The sequence below is a fragment of the Streptomyces sp. NPDC002499 genome, from assembly GCF_053595415.1.
In genome coordinates, this window is sequence record NZ_JBSFXO010000007.1 from 173,382 (window position 1) to 197,693 (window position 24,312).

The window sequence follows — 24,312 nt, forward strand, 5'->3', positions numbered from 1 at the left end:
GGAATCCTACTAGGACCCCGGCGCCAGGTTCGCGCGCACCATGTCGACGAACAGGGAGTGCACGCGGTGGTCGCCGGTCAGTTCTGGGTGGAACGACGTGGCGAGCGCGTTGCCCTGGCGGACCGCGACGATGTGGCCGTCGTGCTCGGCGAGCACCTCGGTCTCGGCGCCGACGGACTCGACCCAGGGGGCGCGGATGAAGACGCCCTCCACAGGATCGCCCCCGACGCCCTTCACGTCGACCGTCGCTTCGAAGGACTCGTTCTGACGTCCGAAGGCGTTGCGGCGCACGATCATGTCGATGCCGCCGATCGTCTCCTGGCCCGAGCGCGGGTCGAGGATCTTGTCGGCGAGCATGATCATGCCGGCGCAGGTGCCGTAGACGGGCAGACCGGCACGCACGCGTGCGCGCAGGGGGTCCATCAGTCCGAAGAGGACGGCCAGCTTGGAGATGGTGGTGGATTCACCGCCGGGGATGACCAGTCCGTCCACCTCGGCGAGTTCCTCGGGGCGCCTGACCTGCCTGGCCACGGCGTCGGCCGCGGCCAGGGCGATCAGGTGCTCCCGTACGTCGCCCTGGAGGGCCAGGACGCCTATGACAGGGGCTGTCTCGCTCATCTACGTGACTACCAGCCGCGGTTGGCGTAGCGCTCGGCCTCGGGGAGGGTGTCGCAGTTGATGCCGACCATGGCCTCGCCGAGGTTGCGGGACGCGTCCGCGATGATCTTCGGGTCGTCGTAGAAGGTCGTCGCCTTCACGATGGCGGCGGCGCGCTTGGCCGGGTCGCCGGACTTGAAGATGCCGGAGCCGACGAAGACGCCCTCCGCGCCGAGCTGGCGCATGAGCGCGGCGTCGGCGGGGGTGGCCACGCCACCGGCGGAGAACAGGACGACCGGGAGCTTGCCGAGTTCGGCGACCTCCTTGACGATCTCGTACGGGGCGCGCAGCTCCTTGGCGGCGGCGTACAGCTCGTTGTTGTCGTAGCCGCGCAGCCTGGCTATCTCGTTCTTGATCTGGCGCAGGTGGCGGACCGCCTCGACGACGTTGCCGGTGCCGGCCTCGCCCTTGGAGCGGATCATCGCGGCGCCCTCGGCGATGCGGCGCAGGGCCTCGCCCAGGTTGGTGGCACCACAGACGAAGGGGGTGGTGAAGGCCCACTTGTCGGAGTGGTTGACCTCGTCGGCCGGGGTGAGGACCTCGGACTCGTCGATGTAGTCGACGCCGAGGGACTGGAGCACCTGGGCCTCGACGAAGTGGCCGATACGGGACTTGGCCATGACCGGGATGGAGACGGCCTCGATGATGCCCTCGATCATGTCCGGGTCGGACATCCGGGCCACGCCGCCGTCCTTGCGGATGTCGGCCGGGACCCGCTCCAGGGCCATGACGGCGACGGCGCCCGCGTCCTCGGCGATCTTCGCCTGCTCCGGCGTGACGACGTCCATGATCACGCCGCCCTTGAGCTGCTCGGCCATGCCGCGCTTCACGCGCGCGGTGCCGGTCTCGGGGGTCTGGTTTTCGGAGAACGTGCTGGACACGGGTGACCTCGCTCGGTGAAAGAGGGTTTCTGCACCACCGAGGAAACGCGAGTGGACCAGTCCACTGCAAGGGCCAATGGGTAGGCGGTGGATCCTTTTCGCGTGCGAGGGACCGCGCGATCGCCCCGAACAGGCCTTAGGCCGCCCGGTCCACCAGTGCCGCCGGCGGCTCGTCGTCCATCTCGAATGCCATCGGGAACGGGGCGTGTCCTGCCAGGTGGAACCAGCGGACCTTGCGGTGGTCGCGCAGCCGGCGGGCCGCGCCGACCGCGTCGTTGTGGAAGCGCCGGGCCATCGGCACGCGGCGTACGGCCTCGGTGAGTTCGTGGGCCGCCGAGTCTCCTCCGGGGGCCTCGCGCACGACCTCCACCTGCTGGGCCTCCGCGAAGACGGCCCGCAGCGCCTGGCTCAGGTCGCTCTCGGCGACCTCGCGCTGCTCCTCCTCGGCCTGCCTCGCCGCGTGCGCTGCCTCGTACAGGACGATCGAGGCCGCCGGGTCGAGGACACCGGAGGTCGCCAACTCCTGCGCCACGGAAGCCCTGCGGAGCAGCTGGGCGTCGAGTGCCGCGCGCGCGGCGTCGATCCGGGCGTGCAGCCGGTCGAGGCGGCCGGCCGTCCAGCTCAGGTAGAGGCCGATCGCCACGAGAACGACGAGGATCCAGATCAAGGTAGCGCTCACGCGCCGCACCCTACGCTCTGCGGGTTCGGCGTTGTGACGTGCGGGGTGTCGCGGCGGCGTGCGGGGTGTTGGCGTGGCCGTCGCTCTGGGGGCTGCCGCCCCCAGGCCCCCGCTTCGGCCTGGACGGCCTCGTCCTCAAACGCCGGACGGGCTGAAGGATGCCGCCCGGCGTCGAGAAGTGCGCCTCAGTCCCGCGCCAACCCGAACCGCGCCCGCAACCCCGGTCCCCGTCCCTCGTCGTCCGCCGCCGCCACCGCTGCCGCGCCCTGCGTCACCGTCTCGTACACCGAGAGGATGTCCGCGCCGACCGTCGACCAGTCGAAGCGGCGTACGTGGGCGCTGCCCCGGGTGCGGAGTTCGGCGAGGCGGGTCGGGTCGGCGAGCAGGCGTACGGCCGCCTCGGCCAGGGAGTCGGGGTTCTCGTTGGTGAAGAGCTCGCCCGCCGCGCCCTGGTCCAGGACCTGGGCGAAGGCGTCCAGGTCCGAGGCGAGGACGGGGGCGCCTGCGGACATGGCCTCCACGAGGATGATGCCGAAGCTCTCGCCGCCGGTGTTGGGGGCGATGTAGAGGTCGACGCTGCGCAGGAAGCGGGCCTTGTCCTCGTCGCTGATCATGCCGAGGAACTCGACGCGCGGGCGGAGTTCGGCGGGGAGCGACTCGACCGCCTCCTTCTCGTCGCCGCGGCCCGCCACCAGGAGCCTGGTCTGGGGGCGCTCGGCGAGGATCCTGGGGAGGGCGCGCATCAGGACCGGCAGACCCTTGCGGGGCTCGTCGATGCGGCCGATGAAGCCGATCGTGTTGCCCTGCCACTCGGGCTTGGACTCGGCGCGGGCGAAGAAGTCGACGTCGACGCCGTTGGGGATGACGACCGCGTCGCCGCCGAGGTGCTCGACCAGCGTGCGGCGGGCGTACTCGCTCACCGCGATGCGCGCGCTGATCTTCTCCAGGGCCGCCTGGAGGATGGCGTACGCGGCGATCATGGCCCGCGAGCGCGGGTTGGAGGTGTGGAAGGTCGCCACGATCGGGCCCGAGGCGGCCCAGCAGGCCAGCAGGCCGAGCGAGGGCGAGGTCGGCTCGTGGATGTGGATGACGTCGAACTCGCCGTCGTGCAGCCAGCGGCGCACCCGCGCGGCGCTCAGGAAGCCGAAGTTGAGGCGGGCCACCGAGCCGTTGTACGGCACCGGGACCGCGCGGCCCGCCGAGACGACGTACGGCGGCAGCGGGGTGTCGTCGTCGGCCGGGGCGAGGACGGAGACCTCGTGGCCCAGCCGGATGAAGTAGGCGGCGAGGTCGCGGATGTGGAACTGGACGCCACCGGGCACGTCCCAGGAGTAGGGGCAGACGATGCCGATCCTCACGTGGTCCCCTTCTCGGGGTCGCCGGGGTTCTTCGCGGGGTCGAGATCCTTGAGCCACAAGCGCTGGAGCATGTGCCAGTCCTCCGGGTGGTCGGCGATCCCCGTGGCGAAGGCATCCGCCAGCGCCTGTGTCATGACAGACGTCTTTTCGGCCCGGCCACCTGTCTCCGGGACCGCGATCGGTGGATGGACGCGTCCCCGCATCACGGGCGAGTCGTCGTACCAGAGCGTCACCGGGAGCAGCAGCGCGCCGGTCTGCTGGGCCAGCAGTGCCGGGCCCGCCGGCATCCGGGTGGCCTCGCCGAAGAACTGCACCTCGACGCCGGAGGAGGACAGGTCGCGCTCGGCGACCAGACAGACCAGGCCGCCGTCGCGCAGCCGTCGGGCCAGCGTGCCGAAGGCGGTACCGCCGCTGTGCGGGAGGACCTCCATGCCGAGGCCCTCGCGGTAGGCGACGAAACGGTCGTACAGGGTCTCCGGCTTGAGGCGTTCGGCGACCGTGGTGAACGGTGTCTCCAGCTTGGTGGTGACCCAGGCGCCGGCGAGATCCCAGTTGGCCATGTGCGGCAGCGCGAGGATGACGCCCTTGTCGGAGGCGATCCCGTCGGTCAGGTGGTGCACGTCCTTGGGGTCGAAGCCGTTCCTGACCCGGTCGGCGCTCCAGGCGGGCAGCCGGAAGGACTCCATCCAGTAGCGCAGGTACGAGCGCATGCCCGCGCGCGAGAGCTCGGCGAGGCGCTCGGGGCTCGCGTCGGGCACCACGCGCGCGTAGTTGCTCTCAAGCCGTTGGACGCCCTTGCCGCGGCGCTTCCAGGCCAGGTCGGCGATGGTGCGGCCGAGCCGGACGGCGACGGGTTCCGGGAGCTTCTTGACCGTGCCCCAGCCCAGGCCGTACAGCCCGTCCGTCAGCCGGTCCCGCGCACTCACGTGGCCGCACCGCTCTCCTGCTCGGCCGCCTCGGCCTCGGCCTGCGCCTCCGCCTCCGCCGACTCGCGGCGCACGGTGACCACCCGCTGGACCAGCGTGACCAGGCTGCCGACGGCGACGATCCACAGGGCGACGGGCAGCAGGTACTGGATGCCCGGGACGCCGAACTTGTGCAGACCGGCGAGGCCGCACGCGACCAGCGAGATCACCAGCCGCTCGGCCCGCTCGATCAGCCCGTTGACGGCGACCGGCAGGCCGATCGACTCGCCGCGCGCCTTGGTGTACGACACCACCTGACCGCTGGCCAGGCAGAAGATCGAGACGGCGCACAGGGCGATGTCGTCGCCACCGCCCGCGTACCAGAGCGCCAGGCCGCCGAAGACCGCGCTGTCGGCCACCCGGTCCAGCGTGGAGTCCAGGAACGCGCCCCAGCGGCTGGAGCGGCCCAGCTGACGGGCCATGTTGCCGTCGACGAGGTCGGAGAAGACGAAGAGCGTGATCACGACCGTGCCCCAGAAGAACTCGCCCATGGGGTAGAAGACCAGCGCGCCCGCGACCACTCCGGCGGTGCCCAGGAGCGTGACCGTGTCGGGGCTGACGCCCCGCCGGATCAGGAACGAGGCGAACGGCGTGAGAACACGCGTGAAGAAAGCACGCGCGTACTTGTTCAGCATGGCCTTCCCGAGGGTCGGTGTGGCCGCGCGGCCCCTGCTGGCCACCGGCTGGCCCATCGTAGCCACGCGTGCGCGTGTACGACGTCCGGGCACCCGGACGCCCGGGCCCGAGATCCGGCGGACGGCTCATGAGGGACAGCATGCGGCGGGATCGCGTCCGCTGTATGGACGCACCGTGACGGGAGTGGAAAGCTCGAAGCACCGCGGGCGTCATCGGAGCCGCCACCGCACGCGGCCCCCGCATGTCCGCGCCCACAGTGACCTCACCGTGCACGGGAGGCAAGGCCATGGGCGACAAGGCGAACGCACACCCCGGAGCCGCCGGCAGGGCAACAGCGGCCGACCACCCCGCGTCCGTACGGAATGTGGTGCTGGTCGGCCACTCCGGATCGGGCAAGACGACTTTGGTGGAGGCTCTCGCGCTCACCGCGGGGGCCGTGAACCGGGCGGGCCGCGTCGAGGACGGCGGCACCGTTTCCGACTACGACGAGATAGAACACCGACAACAACGCTCGGTGCAGCTCTCCCTGGTGCCGGTCGAATGGGACGGCATCAAGGTCAATGTTCTCGACACCCCCGGATACGCCGACTTCGTCGGGGAACTCAGGGCCGGTCTGCGAGCGGCGGACGCGGCCCTTTTCGTCGTCTCGGCCTCCGACGGCGTGGACGGCTCGACGCGCATGGTGTGGGAGGAGTGCGCGGCGGTCGGCATGCCGCGGGCCATCGTGGTCACGCATCTGGAGGCCGCTCGGGCGGACTTCGACGAGATGACCCGGACCTGCGCCCAGGCCTTCGGCCGGGACGACCCCGACGCCGTGCTGCCGCTCTATCTGCCGCTGCACGGCCCGGAGGGGCCCGACGGGCACGCGCCCGTGACCGGACTGATCGGGCTGCTGTCGCAGAAGCTGTTCGACTACTCCTCCGGGGAGCGCAAGGAGTCCGAGCCGGGGCCGGAGCAGCTGCCCGAGATCGAGGAGGCGCGCAACCGGCTGATCGAGGGGATCATCGCGGAGAGCGAGGACGAGACCCTCATGGACCGCTATCTCGGCGGCGAGGAGATCGACTTCAAGACACTCGTGGAGGACCTGGAGCGAGCCGTCGCGCGCGGTGTCTTCTTCCCGGTCCTGGCCGCCGCCCCCGCGGCCGAGGGCGCCCGGCAGGGCCTGGGCACGGTCGAGCTCCTGGAGCTGGTCACCGGCGGCTTCCCGACCCCGCTGGAGCGCGCGGCGCCCGGGGTCACCACGGTCGCGGGCACACCGCGCGAGCTGAAACCGTGCGACCCGGACGGGCCGCTGGTCGCGGAGGTCGTGAAGACGGCGTCCGACCCGTACGTCGGCCGGGTCTCCCTGGTACGGGTCTTCTCCGGCACCCTGCGCCCCGACGAGACGGTGCACGTCTCCGGGCACGGGCTCGCCGACCGCGGGCACGAGGACCACGACGTGGACGAGCGCGTCGGCGCCCTGTCCGCGCCCTTCGGCAAGCAGCAGCGGAGCCTCACCCACTGCATCGCCGGCGACCTCGCGTGCGTGGCGAAGCTGAACCGCGCGGAGACCGGCGACACCCTCTCCGCCAAGGACGACCCGCTGCTGATGGAGCCGTGGGAGATGCCCGACCCGCTGCTGCCGCTGGCCATCGAGGCGCACAGCAAGGCGGACGAGGACAAACTCTCGCAGGGCCTGTCCCGGCTGGTCGCCGAGGATCCGACGATGCGGCTCGAACAGAACCCGGACACGCACCAGGTGGTGCTGTGGTGTCTGGGCGAGGCCCATGCGGACGTGGCACTGGAACGGCTGCGCAGCCGGTACGGCGTCCAGGTGGACGTCGTGGCGCACAGGGTCTCCCTGCGGGAGACGTTCGCCGGCCGGTCGGCGGGACGCGGCCGGCACGTCAAACAGTCCGGTGGGCACGGGCAGTTCGCGATCTGCGAGATCGAGGTGGAGCCGCTGCCCGGCGGTTCCGGCATCGAGTTCGTGGACAAGGTGATCGGCGGCGCGGTACCACGCCAGTTCATCCCCTCGGTGGAGAAGGGCGTACGCACCCAGGCGGCCAGGGGCGTCGCGGCCGGCTATCCGCTCATCGACGTCCGGGTGACGCTGCTCGACGGCAAGGCGCACTCCGTGGACTCCTCGGACGCGGCCTTCCAGACGGCCGGCGCACTGGCGCTGCGGGAGGCCGCCTCCGACGTGGGCATCCATCTGCTGGAGCCGGTGGCCGAGGTGACGATCCTGGTCGGCGACGACTACGTGGGCGCCGTGATGAGCGACCTGTCCGGGCGGCGCGGCCGGGTGCTGGGCACGGAACAGACCAGCGGCGCCCGCACCCTCGTACGGGCCGAGGTGCCCGAGATCGAGATCGGGCGGTACGCCGTCGATCTGCGGTCCCTCTCGCACGGCACCGCGCGCTTCAACCGGGCGTACGCCCGGCACGAGCCGATGCCCCCGCAGATCGCCGAGAGGATCCGTGAAGAGACCGACCACGCCTCGTAGTTGACGCCGGAAGCGCCCGTCGAACGGTCACCGGGCGCTGTTCCGGCGGCTGTTGCGGAACGTTTCCCTCCGTCTCGGCGGGCGGCTTCGGCCGTCCGCCGACGAATGTCGGTGCCTGCGGATACGCTGATGACCTGATCAACAGGTGTGCGGAGCACGGAAGTCGGGAAGGCCGCAGGAGCGACACCGGCGGCGATCGGGGGCGGTAGATGACAGTCGGGACCGGTTACGAGGACGCCTTCGGGCCACAGGTGCCTCTGTCGGGCGGTGGCAGCCAGACGGCGACGTTCGCCCTCGCGTCCGCTGCCTACCGGGACAATCCGATCGAGGAGATCAAGAAGGCCGACAACGAGTGGCACCAGACGACCCTCAAGGAGGGCCAGAAATGGTCCACGGGGCTGTTCAAGCCCAACCTCGGCGAGGCGTTCTCCAGGGCCGTGATCGACCGCATGATCGGCCCGGGCCGCAAACCGCTCATCCAGTCCTTCGGCATGGAGCCCCAGGTCGTCGTCGAGCACTGCCTCGCCGCGTACCGGCTCCGCCGTGAGCGCGACAAGCGCCTGTCCACCGTCATGGTGCTGTGCGGGCTGCTGTTCCTGCCCGGGCTGCTGGTCTGGCTGGCGGTCTTCCAGATCCGCACGATGATCGACAAGAACACCAACAAGCGGGCCTCGGCCCTCGCCACGGCCCTGCTCGTCGGCGTCGGCGCGCTCGCCGTCATCTTCCTGGTCCGCATGCCGTTCACGGGCTTCTGGGCCTGGTACGCGCGTGCCTGCGTGATCCTTCCCGTCCTCGGCTGGTTCTGGGCCAAGCAGATCTGCGAGAACGCGGCGAAGGACCTGCGGGGCCGCTGGGACAGCCTGCTCGCGGGCAGCAGCATCGGCGCCCAGGTCCCCGAAGCGGTGCCGACCAGCCCCGCCCAGACGCAGGCCGAGCAGCTGCGCCAGTCGCTCGCCAGGCTCAGCGCCGAGCAGCAGTCCAACGCCGTCTTCTACGCGGGCCCCAAGGGCATCCTCGGCATGGGCACGCGCTGGGGCAGCTGGCAGCTCGCCGAGGACCTCAAGGCGGCCGACCCGACCCGCGAGATCCACCCGTTCCGCAGCTGGGACGTCATACGCGCGATCCACGACCAGCTGCGCATGCTGGAGCGCGGCCCGCTGAACACGGGCGGTTTCCCGCCGCCCTCGATACGGCACTGGATCGTCACGCCGATCGGCGAGGGCGCGAAGGCGGTGTCCCGGACCGAGCAGTCGGCGGACGTGGAGGCCTTCCAGCACCGGACCCACTCGATACAGGACATCTGCAACAAGCAGCAGTTCGGCAGCGGGGAGCGGCACTACCTCGGCGTCCAGTGGACGCTGTGGGACGGCCAGTTGATCATCACGATGATGATCACCGTGACGGTGCTGCACGAGACGCTGCGCATCGAGGTGACCGGGCATGCGCTCGGGCCGGTGAACCCCCTCTTCATGGACAAGCCCTCGGCCCCGACCAGGAGCGTCCAGAAGTCGGTCAAGCGCTGGGAGAGCCGGACGGTGAAGCTGCCGCTGGTCCCCACGAACGAGGTCGTACGGCTCGCCGTCCGCGCCCCGATCACCTGGTACCCACCGCTGCTGAACTACCTCGGCGGCACGATGGCCCTGCCCGAGCCGTTCGGCATGCGGCACGCCTGGGCCGACCAGCCCTGGCGCCACCGCTTCATGGCCGACGACGCGCTGCGCGCCGCCACGCCGGTCCTGCGGGTCGTGCACGCGGCGGCGATCAAGGTCCTCGCGGAGAACGGCGTGGACACGGAGAAGTTCGGCGCGAGGTCGGCGTTCCTGAGCGGCGCGGTCCAGGACCCGAGCCCACGAAAGGCCGACCTGTACGACGCGTAGAGGTCAGCCGAGGCCCGCGGGCGGCACGTCAGCCCGTGGGCCAGGCGTCCGCCAGCATCTTCCGGGTGTCCGCCAGCAGCTGCGGCAGCACCCGCGTATGTCCCACCACCGGCATGAAGTTCGTGTCGCCGCCCCAGCGCGGGACGATGTGCTGGTGCAGATGCGCGGCGATGCCGGCGCCGGCGACGGAGCCCTGGTTCATGCCGATGTTGAAGCCGTGCGCGCCGGAGGCCGTACGCAGAGCCGTCATCGCCTGCTTGGTGAGCGCGGCCAGCTCGGCCGTCTCCGGGTCGGTGAGATCCGTGTAGTCGGCGACGTGCCGGTAGGGCACGACCATGAGGTGACCGCCGTTGTACGGGTACAGGTTGAGCACCCCGTACACATGCTCACCGCGCCTGACGATCAGACCGTCCTCGTCGGATTTCGCCGGGATCGAGCAGAAGGGGCAGCCGTCGTCGGCGCCGGGGCCGGTCGGCTTGTTCTCGCCCTGGATGTAGGCCATCCGATGCGGCGTCCACAGGCGCTGGAAGGCGTCCTGCGTCCCCACTCCCAACTGCTGCTCCGGCTCACTCGTCATGCAGTGCAGCATATTGCGTCGCCCGTTCGCGGCGTGTCGCCGGGGTTGCGCGAAAAGCCCGCCGGGCCAAGCTGGGCCGATGGACGATGCGATGGACGACGACAGCCCCAAGGCCCGCTGGGAACGGCGCACGGAGGTCCCCCTCGCCGTGGCGTCGATGGTCTATCTCGCCTCGTACGCGACCCAGGTCCTCGCCCGGGGTCTGCCCGACGATCTGCGGGACCTCTGCCTGGCCGTACTGCTGCTCGCCTGGGCGCTGTTCGCCGTCGACTACGCGGTCCGGTGGCGGCTGAGCGGACAGCGGCTGCGCTTCGTACGGACGCACTGGCTGGACACCCTGGTGCTGATCCTGCCGCTGCTGCGCCCGCTGCGGGTCGTGCGGGTCTACGAGGCCGTGCAGCGCCGGCACGGCAGACCCCGGCTCGTGCTGCACGCGCGCGTGATCGTCTACGCAGGGCTGTCCACGGTGCTGCTCGGCTTCGCCGGGGCGCTCGCCGTCTACCAGCAGGAGCGCGGGGCGCCGGACGCGACGATGCGCACCTTCGGGGACGCGGTCTGGTGGACCTGCTCGACCCTGGCCACCGTCGGCTACGGCGACATCGCGCCGGTGACCCCGCTGGGCCGGCTGATCGCGGTCGGCATGATGGCCATCGGCCTGGCCCTGCTCGGCGCGGTGACCGGCACGTTCGCCTCCTGGCTGCTCCAGGTGTTCTCGCGGGAGGACGACGAGAGGCCCCCGGGGAGGTGAACTCCCCGGGGGCCACGGCGTCTTGGATCAGGCGGGATCAGACCTGAACGCGGTCCTCGACGACCTGCTGGATCTTCGCGATGGCCTCGTCGAACGGGATGCCGTTCTCCTGCGAACCGTCGCGGTAGCGGAACGACACCGAGCCGCCCGCCATGTCCTCGTCGCCCGCGATGACCATGAAGGGCACCTTCTGCTTCTGGGCGTTGCGGATCTTCTTCTGCATCCGGTCGGACGAGGAGTCGACCTCGACGCGCAGCCCCTTCTTCTTGGCCGCGGCGGCGAACTTCTCCAGGTACTCGACGTGACCGTCACCGATCGGGATGCCGACCGCCTGCACGGGCGCGAGCCAGGCCGGGAAGGCGCCCGCGTAGTGCTCCAGGAGCACCGCGAAGAACCGCTCGATCGAGCCGAAGAGGGCGCGGTGGATCATCACCGGGCGCTGCTTGGCGCCGTCGGGTCCGGTGTACTCCAGGTCGAAGCGCTCGGGCAGGTTGAAGTCGAGCTGGATCGTCGACATCTGCCAGGTCCGGCCGATCGCGTCCTTGGTCTGGACGGAGATCTTGGGACCGTAGAACGCGGCGCCGCCCGGGTCGGGCACCAGGGGCAGCCCCTGCTTCTCGGCCACCTGACGGAGGGTCTCCGTCGCCTCTTCCCAGGCCTCGTCGGAGCCGACGAACTTCTCCGGGTCCTTGGTGGACAGCTCCAGGTAGAAGTCGGTCAGACCGTAGTCCCGCAGCAGGCCGAGGACGAAGGTGAGCGTCTTGTCGAGCTCCTCCGACATCTGCTCGCGCGTGCAGTAGATGTGCGCGTCGTCCTGCGTGAAGCCACGCGCGCGGGTGAGGCCGTGCACGACGCCCGACTTCTCGTACCGGTACACGGTCCCGAACTCGAAGAGGCGCAGCGGGAGTTCACGGTAGGAACGGCCGCGCGCATCGAAGATCAGGTTGTGCATCGGGCAGTTCATGGGCTTGAGGTAGTAGTCCACGCCCTCGTCGAGCTGCATGGGCGGGTACATGCCGTCGGCGTACCAGTCCAGGTGCCCGGACGTCTCGAAGAGCTTCCCCTTCGTGGCGTGCGGGGTGTAGACGAACTCGTAGCCCTCCTCCTCGTGCCGGCGGCGCGAGTAGTCCTCCATCACGCGGCGGATGATGCCGCCCTTGGGGTGGAAGACGGCGAGGCCGGAGCCGATCTGCTCGGGGATCGAGAAGAGGTCCAGCTCGGAGCCGAGCTTGCGGTGGTCGCGCTTCTCGGCCTCGGCGAGGAAGTCGAGGTGGCCCTTCAGCTCTTCCTTGGTGGGCCAGGCGGTGCCGTAGATGCGCTGGAGCATCGGGTTCTTCTCGCTGCCGCGCCAGTAGGCGGCCGCGTTGCGCATCAGCTTGAACGCCGGGATGTTCCGGGTGGAGGGCAGGTGGGGACCGCGGCACAGGTCCTTCCAGCACAGCTCGCCGGTCTTGGCGTCCAGGTTGTCGTAGATCGTCAGCTCGCCGGCGCCGACCTCGACGTCCGCGCCGTCGTCGGTCGAGGCGGAACCCTTGATGCCGATCAGTTCGAGCTTGTACGGCTCCGAAGCCAGCTCCGCGCGGGCCTCCTCGTCGGTCACCACGCGCCGCGAGAAGCGCTGCCCGCGCTTCTGGATCTCCTGCATCTTCTTCTCGACGGCCTTGAGGTCCTCGGGCGTGAACGGCCGCTCGACGTCGAAGTCGTAGTAGAAGCCGTCCTTGACCGGCGGGCCGATGCCCAGCTTGGCGTCGGGGAAGAGCTCCTGCACGGCCTGCGCCATGACGTGCGCGGTGGAGTGGCGCAGGATGTTGAGGCCGTCCTCGGAGGAGATCTCGACGCCCTCGACCTCGTCACCGTCGGACAGTTCGTACGCGAGGTCCTTCAGCTCGCCGCCCACGCGCGCGGCGACGATGGAGCGCTCGCCCGCGAAGAGGTCGGCGGCCGTAGTGCCCGTCGTCACCACGCGTTCGTCCCGCTCGGAATCGCGTTGGATGATCACACGGACGTCTGACACCGGTCTCTCCTGACTGAAGGTGGGTGCGGCGCCATACCAGGAGCGCGCGCAATAGGGGATCGTACCGACCCCGACCCACCCACCGCGAAACGACCGCCCCAGGGCCCGCCCGGCAGACCATGGCGACGCCGCAGGCCCTGACCCGCACTTCGCCACCGCCTCACCGGCGGGCTCAGTCGCAGTCGTCCCCCGTGCACGCCTCCTCGAAGAAGTCGAGGTTGTCCTGGAGGGACTTCATCAGCCGGTCCCGCTCCGCCTCGTCCACCTGCATCGGTACGACCCCGCCGGCGCCGCTCAACCGACGGAAGCCGCCCCGGCTCTCCAGCCGCCCGTGCACCCGCACCGGCAGTCCTACGAGGTGGGCGTGGCCGGCGATGCGGTAGTCCTCCTCGTCCAGGGCGACGCGCAGGTGCGGGACCTCGGCGCCGGCGATCACGCGCAACCGCACGCTGCCCTCGCCGCGCGGCCCCGACCGGTGCATCCGGACCACCGTCCCGGTGATGCGGACGGGCACGGACGGTTCGTCGCGCAGGAAGCGGGCGCCGGCCTCGCGCAGCACGGGCAGGTCGCCCGGCGAGAACTCGACGGGCTCCACACCGGCCGCGCAGTCCGCGGGCACCCCGGCCGCGGGCGCCCACTCGACGGCGATCCGGGCACCCTCGGTGCCGCGCACGAGGGCGATCAGCGCCTCGGTGAGCTCCCGGCTGACGCCCGCCTCGACGGCCCCGTCGAAGGCGTCCATGCCGCCGGTGGCCCGCTGGTAGTCGATGGCCTCGCGGGCTGCGTACAGGGCCTGGTGGAGGCTGACGGCGAGCGGGCGTGCCGCGCCGACGGGCACGAAGGCGGTCAGCCGGCCGCCGCCGGCCGCGGAGCCGACCAGGACGCTCTCCAGGAGCGCGGCGGCGGCACGGCGGTGCCGCGCGCCGTAATAGCCGGCACGCGCGCGTGTGGCGAGCGCGCCGGCGAGCAGCATCTGCCGGGCGGCGCCGCGCAGTTGCTCCTCGACGGTCCACGGCGTGGAGTCGGCGGGGCCGGTGGGCACGTCACGCCACCAGCGGATCTCGTCGCTGGGCACGGCGAGCCCGACGAGCACCTCGCGCGCGGAGGGCGTGCCGCTGCGGGTCAGCGCGAGCAGCGCCTCGCCGAGCAGGTCGTCGCTGTCGGGGAAGGCGCGGCTCTCGGGCACGAGCAGACTGGTGCCGCCGCCACCCGGTCCGGGCGGGGTCCAGCGGCCGTAGCGCCCGGCGGCTCCGCCGCGCCGCTGCCAGCCGTGCCGGCGCAACAGGGCGCTGAGCACGGCGGGGTCGACCTGGTCGGGCTCGGGGGGACGGTGCCAGACACCGTCCACGGGATGCGGCCTCACCGGTCGGAGTGGCTCCTCCAGGGGGCGGTGCGTCACGGTCTGCCTCCCGTCCCGACCCGCGTCATGATCTCGCACAGCGCGCGGTCGTCGAAGATGCGTGAGGTCGGTACGCGCACGGTGGTCCGGGTCCGGCCGGTGATCGCGTGCCCGGCCAGGTTGACCCAGTAACAGCAGTGCCGCAGATCGAGCCGGTCGTGGCTGGCGCGCAGCCAGTCGTCCTGGGATCTCGGTACGAGCATCACGACCATGATCTTGTGCACCGAGACCGGCGTGCGCGCGAGCTTGCGCAGGTGCTCGTTGTCCAGCGTGAACGAGAAGAAGCGGCCTGGTGGGTTGGGCGCTATCTGGTACGTGCACTTCAGCTGCACCTTGATGGTGACCTCGTCGTCGACCGTGTGTCCGGGCGAGCCGTGACTGACGTGCCAGTCGATGCCGTTGTCCGGAAACGGCTGCGACAGCGAGCAGCCGGCCGCCGCGGCGACGGCGTGCAGATACCCCACCTGCAGTGTCTCCATGCAGGCGGTGGTGGCGAGTGTGCCGCGATGGGGGCCCGTGCGTTCGGGCAGCAGCCCGCTCCGCTCGGGCTGCGCTATCGCCATGACCAATAGCCTTCCAAGCCAAGTGAATCCCCGTGTCGGGCCGCTGAACTGCAAAGACCCGTACTCCTGTTGTGTCCTTCCGGCGTACGGCGCAAACAGCCCGGGTATCACCAAACAGGCAGAAGACGGGACGTCAGCTGCCGTGGGTGAACGAGGAGTTGTGTAGGCATGACGTGCTGGTACGAGGGGCCACTGGCCGCCTTTGACACGGAGACCACGGGCGTCGACGTCGAGACCGACCGGATCGTGTCGGCCGCCGTGGTCGTCCAGGACGCCCCGGGCACCCGCCCCCGGGTGTCCCGCTGGCTGATCAACCCGGGCATGCCGGTGCCGGAGGCGGCGACCGCGGTGCACGGGCTGACCGACGAGCATCTGGCGCGCAACGGCCGCTGGCCGGCGCCGGTGATGTACGAGATAGCGGAGGTGCTGGCCGAGCAGGCTTCGGCGGGCCGTCCGCTGGTGGTGATGAACGCCCCCTTCGATCTGACCCTGCTGGACCGCGAGTTGCGCCGCCATCGGGCGTCCTCGCTCGACCACTGGTTCGAGGCGACCCCGCTGCGGGTGCTCGACCCACGGGTCCTGGACAAACACCTCGACCGCTATCGCAAGGGCCGCCGCACACTGACGGACCTGTGCGCGCACTACGGCGTCACGCTGGAGGGCGCGCACGACGCGGGCGCGGACGCGCTGGCCTCACTGGATCTCGTACGCGCCCTCGGGCGCCGTTTCGCGGCCCGGCTGGAGCGCCTGACCCCCGCCGAGCTGCACACGTTGCAGATGACGTGGCACGCGGCACAGGCGCGGGGCCTCCAGGCGTGGTTCGCGCGCAGCGGCACCCCGGAGTTGGTGAACACGTCCTGGCCGCTGCGTCCGGATCTGCCGGCCGCTGCGTAAAGGCGACTTGGCCGAGTGGCGGTCGACATGAAGAAAGCCGGTCCGCGTCATGCGGACCGGCCTTTTCCCGGCGGTGGGCGATACTGGGTTCGAACCAGTGACCTCTTCGGTGTGAACGAAGCGCTCTCCCACTGAGCTAATCGCCCGGGAACGCACTGAACAATACAGGCCTTCGCGGGTTTCCTTCAAACCGCTTCCAAGTAGGCAGCGAGTCCCCGCCGTCCGGCCCGCATCATCAGCCGGTGGTTGGCGCGGAACAACGGTCGGCCGGGCACGGCGAGGTGCCTGAGCAGCGGCTTGCGCACGTCGACGACCTGGTCGTAGCGGGCGAGCGTGGCGCCGGAGTCGGCGGCGTCGGCACCGAGCGTCCAGCGCGCCCAGCCCTCCAGGTCCCCGGACATGGCGATCTCCAGCACCCCGGCCACCGGATCGCGCCGTGCCTCGCGCGCGGTGAAGGTCAGGTCGTACGGGAGGAGGGCGCGGATCCGGATGGTGCCGGTGGCGTCGTCGACCCTGGTCACCTCACGCACCTGGGGCCACCAGCGCGGGTAGTCCTCGGCCTGTTCGAGAACCTCGTACACCCTCGCCGGGGGCGCGGGCAGCGGCCACAGGCTGCGGAAGCGGTAGTGGGACCAGTCCATGGGGAGAGTCTGCCCGTGCACAGAGCCCTCGCCACGGAATCTGAGTACGTTCTGAGTACGTACGCTCATGCCGGGTGACGTGACCCGCACCACACTCCAAGGCATGACATCCTTCCCGCCACCGGCCGAGGAACTGCGGTTCCTCGACATGGAGCTGCGGCAACTCGACGCCCGCCGGGCCCAGTTGCTGATGCGCCGCGCCTGGCTCGTCACCGCCCTCCAGCAGCCGGTACCGCGAGCGCCCCTCGCGCCGCCCCGCCCCGAGGCCTCCGCACCGCGCGTCCAGAACGTGCTGCTCGTCCTCGGCGGCGTGCTCCTCACCATCGCGGCGATCGCGTTCACGCTGGTCAGCTGGGGGCACATGGGCATCGCCGGGCGATCCCTGGTGCTCGGCGCGGTCACGCTGGCCGCGCTCGGGGCGCCGGTGGCACTGCTCAAGCGGGGCCTGCGGTCGACGGCCGAGTCGGTGGCGGGCCTTGGCCTGGCGCTCACGATCCTCGACGCGTACGCGCTGCACGAGGTGGTGTTCATCGGCACCGACGGCACGGCGTACTCCGCCCTCGCGGCGACGGCACTGGCAGCACTGTGGACGGCGTACGGCCTTCTCGCCGTGACGGCCTCTTTGCGCCTACCGCTCCCCTCTGCCGTGCTCTCGGCCCAACTCCCCCTGCTCCTCTGGGCGATCGCGGCGGACGCGGGCGCGTACGGCATCACGGCCGCGCTTCTGGTGACGGCCGGTCTCGACACGATCGTGGCGCTGTGGAACACCGCCAAGTCCGTCCGTCTCGTCGCCGCCGTCGGCGCGTGCGCGATGGGCGGCTTCGGCGCATGGGCGGCCGGCTGGCTCTCCTGGAACGCAGCCGGCCCGAGCGCCGCCGCCCGTGCGGCGGCGCTCCTCGTCCTCGCGGCGGTGATCGCGCTCGGCGCCGCATGGCGTCTGCGACAGCCGGTCACCGCCGCGAGCGGCGCCGTGGCGTCGGGTCTGCTGCTGGTCACCGCGGCCGGCGGCATCCTGCGCGTGTCCCTGCCGGCCGATTGGACGGTACCGGCCCATCTCCTGTGCGGTGTCGCCCTGTTGGCGGCCTGGCGGACCTCGCTCCCCGAGCAGGTGCGGCGCGGTTTCGCCCTGGCGTCCGCCGGCGTCCAGGCCCTGGCCCTGCTCTGGGCCGTCCCGCTGGTCACCCTCACCCTCCTCGGCCCCGCCTCCTGGACGGCCCGCGCCTGGTCCGGCACTCCGTCCGACGCGCGTGCCGTACTGACCCTCGACACCCCGTGGCCGCCGCATGCGGTGGCGGTGCCCGTGGTCCTCGCGGTCGTCACCGCCGTACTGCTGCTGGCGGTGCGCGACACGACATGGCGCCCCCGGGCCGTCATCGCCGCCCTGACCCTGGCGTGGACGACGGTCCTCGTCCTCCCCGCGGTACTCGAACTGCCTTATGCGGCGGCTCTGTTGATCCAGGGCGGCACGACGGTGGGAACGCTCGCGGCGATCGCGTGGATACGCGAACGGGCAGAGCACCGGCCCACCGCAGAGACACCCGAGCAGCCGACCGCACAGCCCACCGCCCAACTGCTCACGCAGCCGACCACGTTGCTCCTCACCCTCCTCGCGCTGCTCACCTCCCTCACCCTCTCCTTCACCGCACTGGCGTCGCAGACAGCGACCCTGACCGTCCTGTCCGCCCTCACGGCACTGTTCGCTGGAGCCTCCTGGCTCAAGCAACTCAGGCACCTGACGCCGGTGATGGCGCCGACCGCACTCGCCTACGCCGCCGCGCTGGCCGTCGCGTCGGGTGTCGCCGCCGGCTGGCAGTCGCAGCACGTCGCCCTGTTGGTACTGGCGGTGCCCGTGGCCGCCGCGCTGCTCGCCGCGCGTCTGGGCGGCTCCCCCGCGACCGTGCCGACCGAGGTGACGGGTGCGGTGGCCGGGCTGCTCGCGGTGGGGCTGGCCGTCGTCGATCCGCCGATGCTGGCCCTGGTGCTCGGTCTGTGCGCGGTGATCACCGCGGGCGTGGCGCTCCGCCCGGACCGCCGCTCGGTCGGCTACGCGTCCGTCGCCCTGTTCGTCCTGGCCGCCTGGGTGCGCCTGCTGGCCTGGCGCATCGGAGTCCCGGAGGCGTACACGCTCCCGGTCACCGTCCCGGCGCTGCTGATCGGCCACCTGCGCCGGAGCCGCAATCCACGGACCAGTTCCTGGACGGCGTACGGCCCCGGCCTCGCGGCCACCCTCCTGCCGAGCCTGACCGCGGCCTGGGCGGACCCGGAGTACCTGCGCCCCTTGCTGCTGGGCACAACAGCGCTCCTCGTCACCCTCCTTGGCGCCCGCCACCGCCTCCAAGCGCCACTGGTACTCGGCGGCACGGTCCTCACCCTGGTCACACTCCACGAACTGGCCCCATACCTGGTCCAGTTGACCGGCGCCCTCCCCCGCTGGGCCCCTCCCGCCCTCGCCGGCCTCCTCCTACTGGCCCTAGGCGCGACATACGAACAGCGCATCAGAAACGTCCGCCAGGCCCGAGAGGCGTTGGGCAAGATGAACTAGCCCAACTTCCCAGCCCAGTTCCCCGCGCCCACCCAGGGGCGCGGGGAACTGCGCGACCAGCCACAACGAACCCGCACCCGACTGCCTACGAAGGCATCTTGTCCCCGAGCAACGCCAAATTCTCGATCGCGGCAAGCCCGTACAACGCGGTGTCATTCGTGGACACCCACCGCGCCTCACTACCGCCGACCAGAGCAACCGGCCCGCTCAACTCCTCTGTCTTCCAAGGCGAGGACTCCATGTACCCATCAGAACCGTAGAACTTCGCCCACGCCCGCTTGGCCAACGCAGCATCCCCCGTCTGGACAGCCGCGTAAGCGTCAAGCCGCGAGTGCCCCTGGAACAACAACAGGGTCCCGAAGTTGGAGCCATAACGGGCGGCCTGCTCGGTCTTGCTGGCGTTGAAGTACCGACAGTAGTCGAAGTACGCCTCGTTGAACTCCGGCATATCCACCAGGTCGATCAACTCGGCACACAGTTCATTGAGTCCGAAGACGGCCGAGAGGTGAGAAACAGAAACGACAGGGGCCGCCGCGATGGCGAAGCGACCCGTGTCGAGGTCGTACAGCCCACTCCCCTGCACAAACCCATTGGGCTGCGCGGCAATCGTCGACATCGTGGACAGCACCCGCGCCCGCGCCTTCTCCCACTTCGGCCCCTTGCGCTCCCACTCGGTCAGCCACGCCGACACCAGCCCGCTCCAGTCCGTGCCGAACCCGATCGACAGAGCGTGCCGGTCAGGTGTGTACGGCTCGGTGCGGATCTTGCGGATCGGGTCGAGGACGAGAAACGTCTCGTCGGAGTCGACGTTGGCGTGCATGAGGTCACCGACCCGCTCGTCGGCGGTGAGGAAGTAGTAGTAGCGGCGGTACGTGGTGTTGGCGATGCGCTGCTGCTTGGCGCTGTCGGCGTAGTGCTGCACCCCGTGCCGGGTGCCGAGGCCCGCCCACTCCCCCAGGTGGAACACGTCCACCTCGCCGGTGTGCCGGGTCATCGACTCCGCGAACCGGAAGATGTCGGCACGGCCCGAGCGCAGGTACGCGAACCAGAGCCAAAGGTCGGGCGAGAGCTCGGAGTTGTCCCAGGCGTAGCCGCCGATGTCGTACCGCCACTGGTGTCTGACGGTGTCGTAGCTGTGCATGACGTCGCCGTAGTCCCAGAAGCCGTACCAACGGCGCTGCTCCACCTGGTCCTTGTAGTAGGTGAAGAGGAAGTCGAGGTGGTCCTCGATCTTCGCCTTGGCGGGCGTGGAGCGGTCCGGCTCGGAGTAGAGACCCGGCCCGAACACCTTCGCCTTGATGAGCTGCTTGGGCGGGGCGGCCAGCTGCGGCAACACCCTTACCGCCTCGACCTGTTGAGCCAGGGCCTCCGCCGAGGGTGTCGACTCGTTGGCCCAGAAGAGGAGTTCGGAGGTGCGGGCGATGCCGTACGGGGTGCCGAACCCGGGTTCGTAGTCCTCGTAGGTGATCTCCAGGCCCTGGAGCTGTTCGGCGTACGTGTCCTGGCCCATGCCGTCGTGGTAGAAGCGCAGGTCCATGGGCTGCGCCTCGGGTGACCAGAGCCAGAGGGTGACCTCGGCCTCGTCGGTCTGGGCGTCGCGGATGTCGAGCTGGGCGGGGTGCTTCTCCCAGAAGTCCCGCAGCCCGAAGGAGAATCCGCCGCTCGCGCCGCCGACGTACCCGAACCCGGACGCCCGCCCGCCACCGCCGGCGCCGATCCAGCCGTACCCCTTCTTGGTGCGCTTGCGCAGGGTGAAGCCGTCGGCGGAGAGCTGGGAGAGGGTGTAGTCGCCCCACTCGGGGATGTACTGGAGGCGGGTGGTGACCCGTTGGTCCCAGGTGGCCGGGTCGGGCAGCTTCTGCCCGGCGTACTGCGCCGCCTGCACGGCCGCGCCCGGGTCGCGGCGCAGTCCGGTGATCCCCTTGACCGCCTCCCGCAGCAGGCCGGTGCCCTCGCCGCCGATCCGGATGTGCCGGTCGTAGGCCTCGTCGCGCATCGGCACACCGAAGCGGACACCGAGCCCGCGGATGAAGTCGCCGCTCGCCTTGCCGGGTTCCTGCTTCCCGTCGAAGGTGACGGTGTGCACCATGCGGAAGGAGTCGGCGCCCGCGTAGAAGTAGAGCCGGATCGAGAACGGCAGCCAACTCCGGTCGCCCTTGCGGTGCTTGCCGTCGATGCGGACCACCGCCCGGACCGGGCCGTCCTGTTCGACGGTCACCGCGCCGATGGCGCTCTCGAAGCGCTCGTACTTGACCGTGCCCTGGTCGCCGTCCTCGATCTCGGGCTGGCGCAGCAGCACGAGCCGCCCGTTCCTGGCGATCTCCGTCGAGCCGCGCTTCACCGATTTCACCAGCGTGGAGCCGGACTTGCCGATCTTCACGTCGATGACCCCGGTCGAGACGTCGATGGTGCCGCCGCTCCGGTCGACGGTCACCTTCTTCTCGGGGGCGCTCGCCGTGCCGGCGGCGAGCGTGAGTTTGCCGGAGCCCGAACTCACCGCGTGGGCCGACCACTTGAGGGAGCCGTCGGGCCAGTGGGCGATCGGCCACGACTGCACGGGCACGGCCTTGCCGTCCGCGTCCGTCAGCTCGAAGGTCTGGTCGGCCGGGTACGCGCCCTTCGGCCACGGGACGCCGACGGTGGAGCCGGGGGCGGCGCCGAGCCCGCCGTCCTCCAGCCAGTCCAGGGTCACCGGATCGGCATCGGCCGCCTCGGCGCCGGGCGCGGCCTGCGCGTCCCTGGCGCCCAGCGCCCAGCTGAACTGCGCGGCGGCTCCGGCGACGGCGGCCGCCTTGAGAAGGGACCTGCGAGGGATGGGAGACATGAGGGGTCAGCCTTTCCTTTCCGTGCGGGATCCGTGGGCGAAGGTCGTTGCGTGCACGTGCAGGTAGTAGTCAGGGGCATGACAGACGGAGGTACGGCGCCCAGGGCACCGACCCGACACGATGGGCACCGCCCGTCAGCGGTGCCGGTGGCGCTCCTCCACGGCGACGGCCGCCGCGACCAGCGCCCCGAGGACGGGGACCGCGAGCGGCGCGACGAACAGGGCGGTCAGGGTGACGACGGCCAGGCCGCAGACGACCAGGAAGGACCCGGCGGGATCCAGTACCGTCCGCCGGCCGGCGTCCGCGAGCAGCCCCCGCCAGGCGGCACCCGGTGTCCACAGGGCCGCCGCCCGCAGCAGGGCGACGACGAGTCCGATCAGCGCGAAGACGCCGACGGCCCCGACGAACCGCCCGCCGGGAATCCCGGCCCGCGCGGCCAGGACGTCCACCCAGACCGCGCCGACCGCGGCCCAGCCGCCGAGCCCGACGACCCACCCGCCGCGCACCGCCGTACGGAAGTCGCCGACGAACTCCCGCCAGCCGCCCATCTGATGGGAGGTTCGCCGCCGAAGGTGCCGTGCCCCGGCGGCGATTGCCGCCGGGTACGTGACAACTCCCAGCGAGGCCACGGCGATCCACACCCCGGTGAGAAGACATTCGGCGAAGACCGCGAACCGTTCGGCGAGCACCGACTCCTTGCGTGCTTTCACTCGCGCCTGGGCCATGGTGACCGCCTCAGCCCTTCAGTCCGGAGGTCGCCATGCCGTCGATGAGGTAGCGCTGGAAGGCCATGAAGAAGGCGATGACCGGTACCAGCGCCACGAGCGACATCGCGATCATGCCGCCGTAGTTGGAGACGCCCTCCTGGTCGCGGAACATCATCAGGCCGAGCGAAACGGTGTATTTGGAGGGGGTGTTGAGATAGATCAGCGGCCCCATGAAGTCGTTCCAGGCGTTGATGAAGGTGAAGATGGCGGCGGTGATGACGGCGGGCCGGCACAGCGGCAGCACGATCGACCAGTAGGTCCGCAGATGGCCGCAGCCGTCGAGCCTGGCCGCCTCGTCCAGCTCGCGCGGAAGTCCCCGCATGAACTGCACCATCAGGAAGACGAAGAACGCCTCCGTGGCAAGGAACTTGCCCGCCACGAGCGGCACCAGGGTGTCGACGAGTTCGAGCTTGCGGAACATCACGTACTGCGGGATGAGCAGCACGTGGTACGGCAGCAGCAGCGTGCCGATCATCAGCGTGAACAGCAGATTCCGTCCGGCGAAGCGGATCTTGGCGAAGGCGTAGGCGGTCAGCGAGCTGGACACCACGACGCCGACCACGGCGAGGACCGCGTACATCAGCGAGTTGACGAAGAAGCTGCTGATGGAGATGCCGGAGATACCGTCGGCGAGCCCGGAGAAGTTCGACCAGATCGGCTTGGCGGGCAGCAGGTCGAGGCCGGCGATGATGTCCTTGCTCGGCTTGAACGAGGCGCCGAGCACCCAGATCACGGGATACAGGACCACGGCGAGCAGGACGAGCGCGCCCACGTGCCAGGCGAGCGATCCGGTGCGCCGACGTTCGCTGCCGGTGCGTACAACAGGGCTGGTCGCACTGGTCACTTGGCGGCCTCCTCGTAGTGCACCCACTTCTTCTGCGACCAGAACAGGACCGCCGTGACGAGCGCGACCGCGACCACCAGCGTCCAGGCCATCGCGGAGGCGAAGCCCATCTGGGCCTCCTTGAAGCCCTTCTGGTAGAGGTAACAGGTGTAGACGAGCGTGGCGTCGGCGGGCCCGCACCGGGTGTCGGAGACGACGTACGCGGAGCCGAACACCTGGAACGCGTGGATGGACTCCAGCAGCACGTTGAAGAACAGCACCGGGGAGATCATCGGCAGCGTGATGTTCCAGAACCGCCGCAGCGGACCGGCCCCGTCCACCTCGGCGGCCTCGTACAGCTCCCGCGGGACCTGCTTGAGCCCGGCCAGGAAGATCACCATCGGCGCCCCGAACTGCCAGATGCTCAGCGCCACCAGGGAGTACAGGACGTAGTCCGGGTTCCCGATCCAGCCGCCGACGTCGACCCCGAAGATCTTCTGCGTACGGTCCACGACGGCGTCGTCGGAGAACAGGGCGCGCCAGACGAAGCCCACGGAGACGCTGGCGCCGATGAGCGAGGGCAGGTAGAACGCGGCGCGGTACAGCCCTTCGCCGCGCCGCTTCTGCGCGAGCAGCAGCGCGACACCCAGCGCCAGCAGCAGCTTGAGCGGGGTGGCCACGACGACGTACTTCAGGGTGACCTCGACCGACTTCTGCCAGCGCGGGTCCTGGAACATGGTCGTGAAGTTGTCGAGGCCCACCCACTTGGGCGGCGTGAACAGGTTGTAGCTGGTGAACGCGTAGTACAGCGACGCGATCATCGGGCCCGCGGTGAGCAGCAGGAACCCCGCGATCCACGGTGACATGAAGAGATAGCCGGCGAGGTTCTCGCGCCGCCGCCCGCGCCGCCCGGCGGCGGGCGGCGCGGCCCGCTTCCCGGCCGGGCGCACGGGCGCTTCCTTGACGAGCGTCATGGCGGTA

20 protein-coding genes and 1 tRNA gene are annotated in these 24,312 nt (G+C 70.6%); 5 read left to right on the forward strand and 16 right to left on the reverse strand.

The window, feature by feature from the left end; translation table 11 throughout:
* Positions 1 to 9: 9 nt before the first annotated feature.
* The 6 genes from pdxT to pgsA form a co-directional block, all read right to left on the reverse strand.
* Entirely contained in the window at positions 10 to 618 is a 609-nt protein-coding gene (gene pdxT, locus ACWD5F_RS20855; RefSeq protein ID WP_451256201.1) for a pyridoxal 5'-phosphate synthase glutaminase subunit PdxT, read from the reverse strand.
* Positions 619 to 626: 8 nt separating this feature from the next.
* Positions 627 to 1,538 carry a pyridoxal 5'-phosphate synthase lyase subunit PdxS gene (pdxS, locus tag ACWD5F_RS20860; RefSeq protein WP_124002822.1) on the reverse strand — a complete coding sequence of 304 codons (912 nt, stop codon included), beginning with the start codon at positions 1,536 to 1,538 and terminating at the stop codon, positions 627 to 629.
* A 136-nt stretch (positions 1,539 to 1,674) separates the two neighbouring features.
* On the reverse strand, positions 1,675 to 2,217 hold the full coding sequence (locus tag ACWD5F_RS20865; RefSeq protein WP_124002821.1) for a LemA family protein: 543 nt from the start codon (positions 2,215 to 2,217) through the stop codon (positions 1,675 to 1,677).
* A 185-nt stretch (positions 2,218 to 2,402) separates the two neighbouring features.
* Entirely contained in the window at positions 2,403 to 3,575 is a 1,173-nt protein-coding gene (locus tag ACWD5F_RS20870; protein WP_451256204.1) for a glycosyltransferase family 4 protein, read from the reverse strand.
* Complete coding sequence (locus ACWD5F_RS20875) at positions 3,572 to 4,501, reverse strand: phosphatidylinositol mannoside acyltransferase (RefSeq protein WP_401725219.1); 930 nt, start codon at positions 4,499 to 4,501, stop codon at positions 3,572 to 3,574. The genes ACWD5F_RS20870 and ACWD5F_RS20875 overlap by 4 nt, the downstream gene beginning before the upstream one ends.
* A complete protein-coding gene (pgsA, locus tag ACWD5F_RS20880; RefSeq protein ID WP_401725606.1) occupies positions 4,498 to 5,232 on the reverse strand; it encodes a phosphatidylinositol phosphate synthase in 735 nt (244 codons plus the stop codon). The genes ACWD5F_RS20875 and pgsA overlap by 4 nt, the downstream gene beginning before the upstream one ends.
* A gap of 230 nt (positions 5,233 to 5,462) precedes the next feature.
* Here pgsA and ACWD5F_RS20885 point away from each other — a divergent pair, with 230 nt between their 5' ends.
* Both ACWD5F_RS20885 and ACWD5F_RS20890 read left to right on the forward strand, forming a co-directional pair.
* Positions 5,463 to 7,661, forward strand: a complete 2,199-nt coding sequence (locus tag ACWD5F_RS20885; RefSeq protein WP_451256206.1) for an elongation factor G-like protein EF-G2 — start codon at positions 5,463 to 5,465, stop codon at positions 7,659 to 7,661.
* 209 nt (positions 7,662 to 7,870) lie between these two features.
* Complete coding sequence (locus ACWD5F_RS20890; RefSeq protein WP_451256207.1) at positions 7,871 to 9,538, forward strand: hypothetical protein; 1,668 nt, start codon at positions 7,871 to 7,873, stop codon at positions 9,536 to 9,538.
* Positions 9,539 to 9,566: 28 nt separating this feature from the next.
* Here the strand turns inward: ACWD5F_RS20890 and ACWD5F_RS20895 are convergent, their stop codons facing one another.
* A complete protein-coding gene (locus ACWD5F_RS20895; protein WP_401725210.1) occupies positions 9,567 to 10,127 on the reverse strand; it encodes an HIT family protein in 561 nt (186 codons plus the stop codon).
* A gap of 79 nt (positions 10,128 to 10,206) precedes the next feature.
* On the opposite strand from ACWD5F_RS20895, the gene ACWD5F_RS20900 reads away from it, so the two are divergent.
* Positions 10,207 to 10,863 (forward strand): potassium channel family protein, encoded by a 657-nt coding sequence (locus ACWD5F_RS20900; protein WP_451256759.1) that lies wholly within the window; start codon positions 10,207 to 10,209, stop codon positions 10,861 to 10,863.
* Between the two features lie 37 nt (positions 10,864 to 10,900).
* Here the strand turns inward: ACWD5F_RS20900 and thrS are convergent, their stop codons facing one another.
* The 3 genes from thrS to ACWD5F_RS20915 form a co-directional block, all read right to left on the reverse strand.
* Positions 10,901 to 12,877, reverse strand: coding sequence for a threonine--tRNA ligase (gene thrS, locus ACWD5F_RS20905; protein ID WP_451256210.1), 1,977 nt, complete (start codon positions 12,875 to 12,877; stop codon positions 10,901 to 10,903).
* A 172-nt stretch (positions 12,878 to 13,049) separates the two neighbouring features.
* Complete coding sequence (locus ACWD5F_RS20910) at positions 13,050 to 14,276, reverse strand: hypothetical protein (protein WP_451256212.1); 1,227 nt, start codon at positions 14,274 to 14,276, stop codon at positions 13,050 to 13,052.
* Positions 14,273 to 14,839 carry a DUF4365 domain-containing protein gene (locus tag ACWD5F_RS20915; RefSeq protein ID WP_401725201.1) on the reverse strand — a complete coding sequence of 189 codons (567 nt, stop codon included), beginning with the start codon at positions 14,837 to 14,839 and terminating at the stop codon, positions 14,273 to 14,275. The genes ACWD5F_RS20910 and ACWD5F_RS20915 overlap by 4 nt, the downstream gene beginning before the upstream one ends.
* 168 nt (positions 14,840 to 15,007) lie before the next feature.
* Between ACWD5F_RS20915 and ACWD5F_RS20920 the strand changes: the two genes are divergently transcribed.
* Positions 15,008 to 15,733, forward strand: a complete 726-nt coding sequence (locus ACWD5F_RS20920; RefSeq protein ID WP_451256220.1) for an exonuclease domain-containing protein — start codon at positions 15,008 to 15,010, stop codon at positions 15,731 to 15,733.
* A 74-nt stretch (positions 15,734 to 15,807) separates the two neighbouring features.
* Here the strand turns inward: ACWD5F_RS20920 and ACWD5F_RS20925 are convergent.
* Both ACWD5F_RS20925 and ACWD5F_RS20930 read right to left on the reverse strand, forming a co-directional pair.
* Positions 15,808 to 15,879 (reverse strand) — tRNA-Val (locus ACWD5F_RS20925).
* Between the two features lie 39 nt (positions 15,880 to 15,918).
* Positions 15,919 to 16,374 carry an SRPBCC family protein gene (locus ACWD5F_RS20930; RefSeq protein ID WP_451256222.1) on the reverse strand — a complete coding sequence of 152 codons (456 nt, stop codon included), beginning with the start codon at positions 16,372 to 16,374 and terminating at the stop codon, positions 15,919 to 15,921.
* Positions 16,375 to 16,477: 103 nt separating this feature from the next.
* On the opposite strand from ACWD5F_RS20930, the gene ACWD5F_RS20935 reads away from it, so the two are divergent.
* The gene (locus tag ACWD5F_RS20935) at positions 16,478 to 18,916 is read left to right on the forward strand and encodes an SCO7613 C-terminal domain-containing membrane protein (RefSeq protein ID WP_451256223.1); all 2,439 of its coding nucleotides are present in this window, start codon (positions 16,478 to 16,480) and stop codon (positions 18,914 to 18,916) included.
* An 85-nt stretch (positions 18,917 to 19,001) separates the two neighbouring features.
* Here ACWD5F_RS20935 and ACWD5F_RS20940 read toward each other — a convergent pair whose 3' ends face one another.
* The 4 genes from ACWD5F_RS20940 to ACWD5F_RS20955 form a co-directional block, all read right to left on the reverse strand.
* Complete coding sequence (locus ACWD5F_RS20940) at positions 19,002 to 21,740, reverse strand: exo-rhamnogalacturonan lyase family protein (RefSeq protein WP_451256225.1); 2,739 nt, start codon at positions 21,738 to 21,740, stop codon at positions 19,002 to 19,004.
* Between the two features lie 135 nt (positions 21,741 to 21,875).
* Positions 21,876 to 22,466 carry a hypothetical protein gene (locus tag ACWD5F_RS20945; RefSeq protein WP_451256227.1) on the reverse strand — a complete coding sequence of 197 codons (591 nt, stop codon included), beginning with the start codon at positions 22,464 to 22,466 and terminating at the stop codon, positions 21,876 to 21,878.
* Positions 22,467 to 22,476: 10 nt separating this feature from the next.
* Positions 22,477 to 23,352 (reverse strand): carbohydrate ABC transporter permease, encoded by an 876-nt coding sequence (locus ACWD5F_RS20950; RefSeq protein ID WP_451256229.1) that lies wholly within the window; start codon positions 23,350 to 23,352, stop codon positions 22,477 to 22,479.
* Complete coding sequence (locus tag ACWD5F_RS20955) at positions 23,349 to 24,305, reverse strand: carbohydrate ABC transporter permease (protein ID WP_451256231.1); 957 nt, start codon at positions 24,303 to 24,305, stop codon at positions 23,349 to 23,351. Before ACWD5F_RS20955 ends, ACWD5F_RS20950 begins: the two co-directional genes overlap by 4 nt.
* Between the last annotated feature and the right edge of the window lie 7 nt (positions 24,306 to 24,312).

What these genes read in the sequence shown, in the direction of transcription:
- pdxT (WP_451256201.1), bottom strand. Translation starts at nt 618, where the DNA reads ATGAGCGAGACAGCCCCTGTCATAGGCGTCCTGGCCCTCCAGGGCGAC.
- pgsA (WP_401725606.1), bottom strand. Translation starts at nt 5,232, where the DNA reads ATGGGCCAGCCGGTGGCCAGCAGGGGCCGCGCGGCCACACCGACCCTC.
- ACWD5F_RS20885 (WP_451256206.1), top strand. Translation starts at nt 5,463, where the DNA reads ATGGGCGACAAGGCGAACGCACACCCCGGAGCCGCCGGCAGGGCAACA.
- ACWD5F_RS20890 (WP_451256207.1), top strand. Translation starts at nt 7,871, where the DNA reads ATGACAGTCGGGACCGGTTACGAGGACGCCTTCGGGCCACAGGTGCCT.
- ACWD5F_RS20895 (WP_401725210.1), bottom strand. Translation starts at nt 10,127, where the DNA reads ATGCTGCACTGCATGACGAGTGAGCCGGAGCAGCAGTTGGGAGTGGGG.
- ACWD5F_RS20900 (WP_451256759.1), top strand. Translation starts at nt 10,207, where the DNA reads ATGGACGACGACAGCCCCAAGGCCCGCTGGGAACGGCGCACGGAGGTC.
- ACWD5F_RS20915 (WP_401725201.1), bottom strand. Translation starts at nt 14,839, where the DNA reads ATGGCGATAGCGCAGCCCGAGCGGAGCGGGCTGCTGCCCGAACGCACG.
- ACWD5F_RS20920 (WP_451256220.1), top strand. Translation starts at nt 15,008, where the DNA reads ATGACGTGCTGGTACGAGGGGCCACTGGCCGCCTTTGACACGGAGACC.
- ACWD5F_RS20930 (WP_451256222.1), bottom strand. Translation starts at nt 16,374, where the DNA reads ATGGACTGGTCCCACTACCGCTTCCGCAGCCTGTGGCCGCTGCCCGCG.
- ACWD5F_RS20935 (WP_451256223.1), top strand. Translation starts at nt 16,478, where the DNA reads ATGACATCCTTCCCGCCACCGGCCGAGGAACTGCGGTTCCTCGACATG.
- ACWD5F_RS20940 (WP_451256225.1), bottom strand. Translation starts at nt 21,740, where the DNA reads ATGTCTCCCATCCCTCGCAGGTCCCTTCTCAAGGCGGCCGCCGTCGCC.
- ACWD5F_RS20945 (WP_451256227.1), bottom strand. Translation starts at nt 22,466, where the DNA reads ATGGCCCAGGCGCGAGTGAAAGCACGCAAGGAGTCGGTGCTCGCCGAA.
- ACWD5F_RS20955 (WP_451256231.1), bottom strand. Translation starts at nt 24,305, where the DNA reads ATGACGCTCGTCAAGGAAGCGCCCGTGCGCCCGGCCGGGAAGCGGGCC.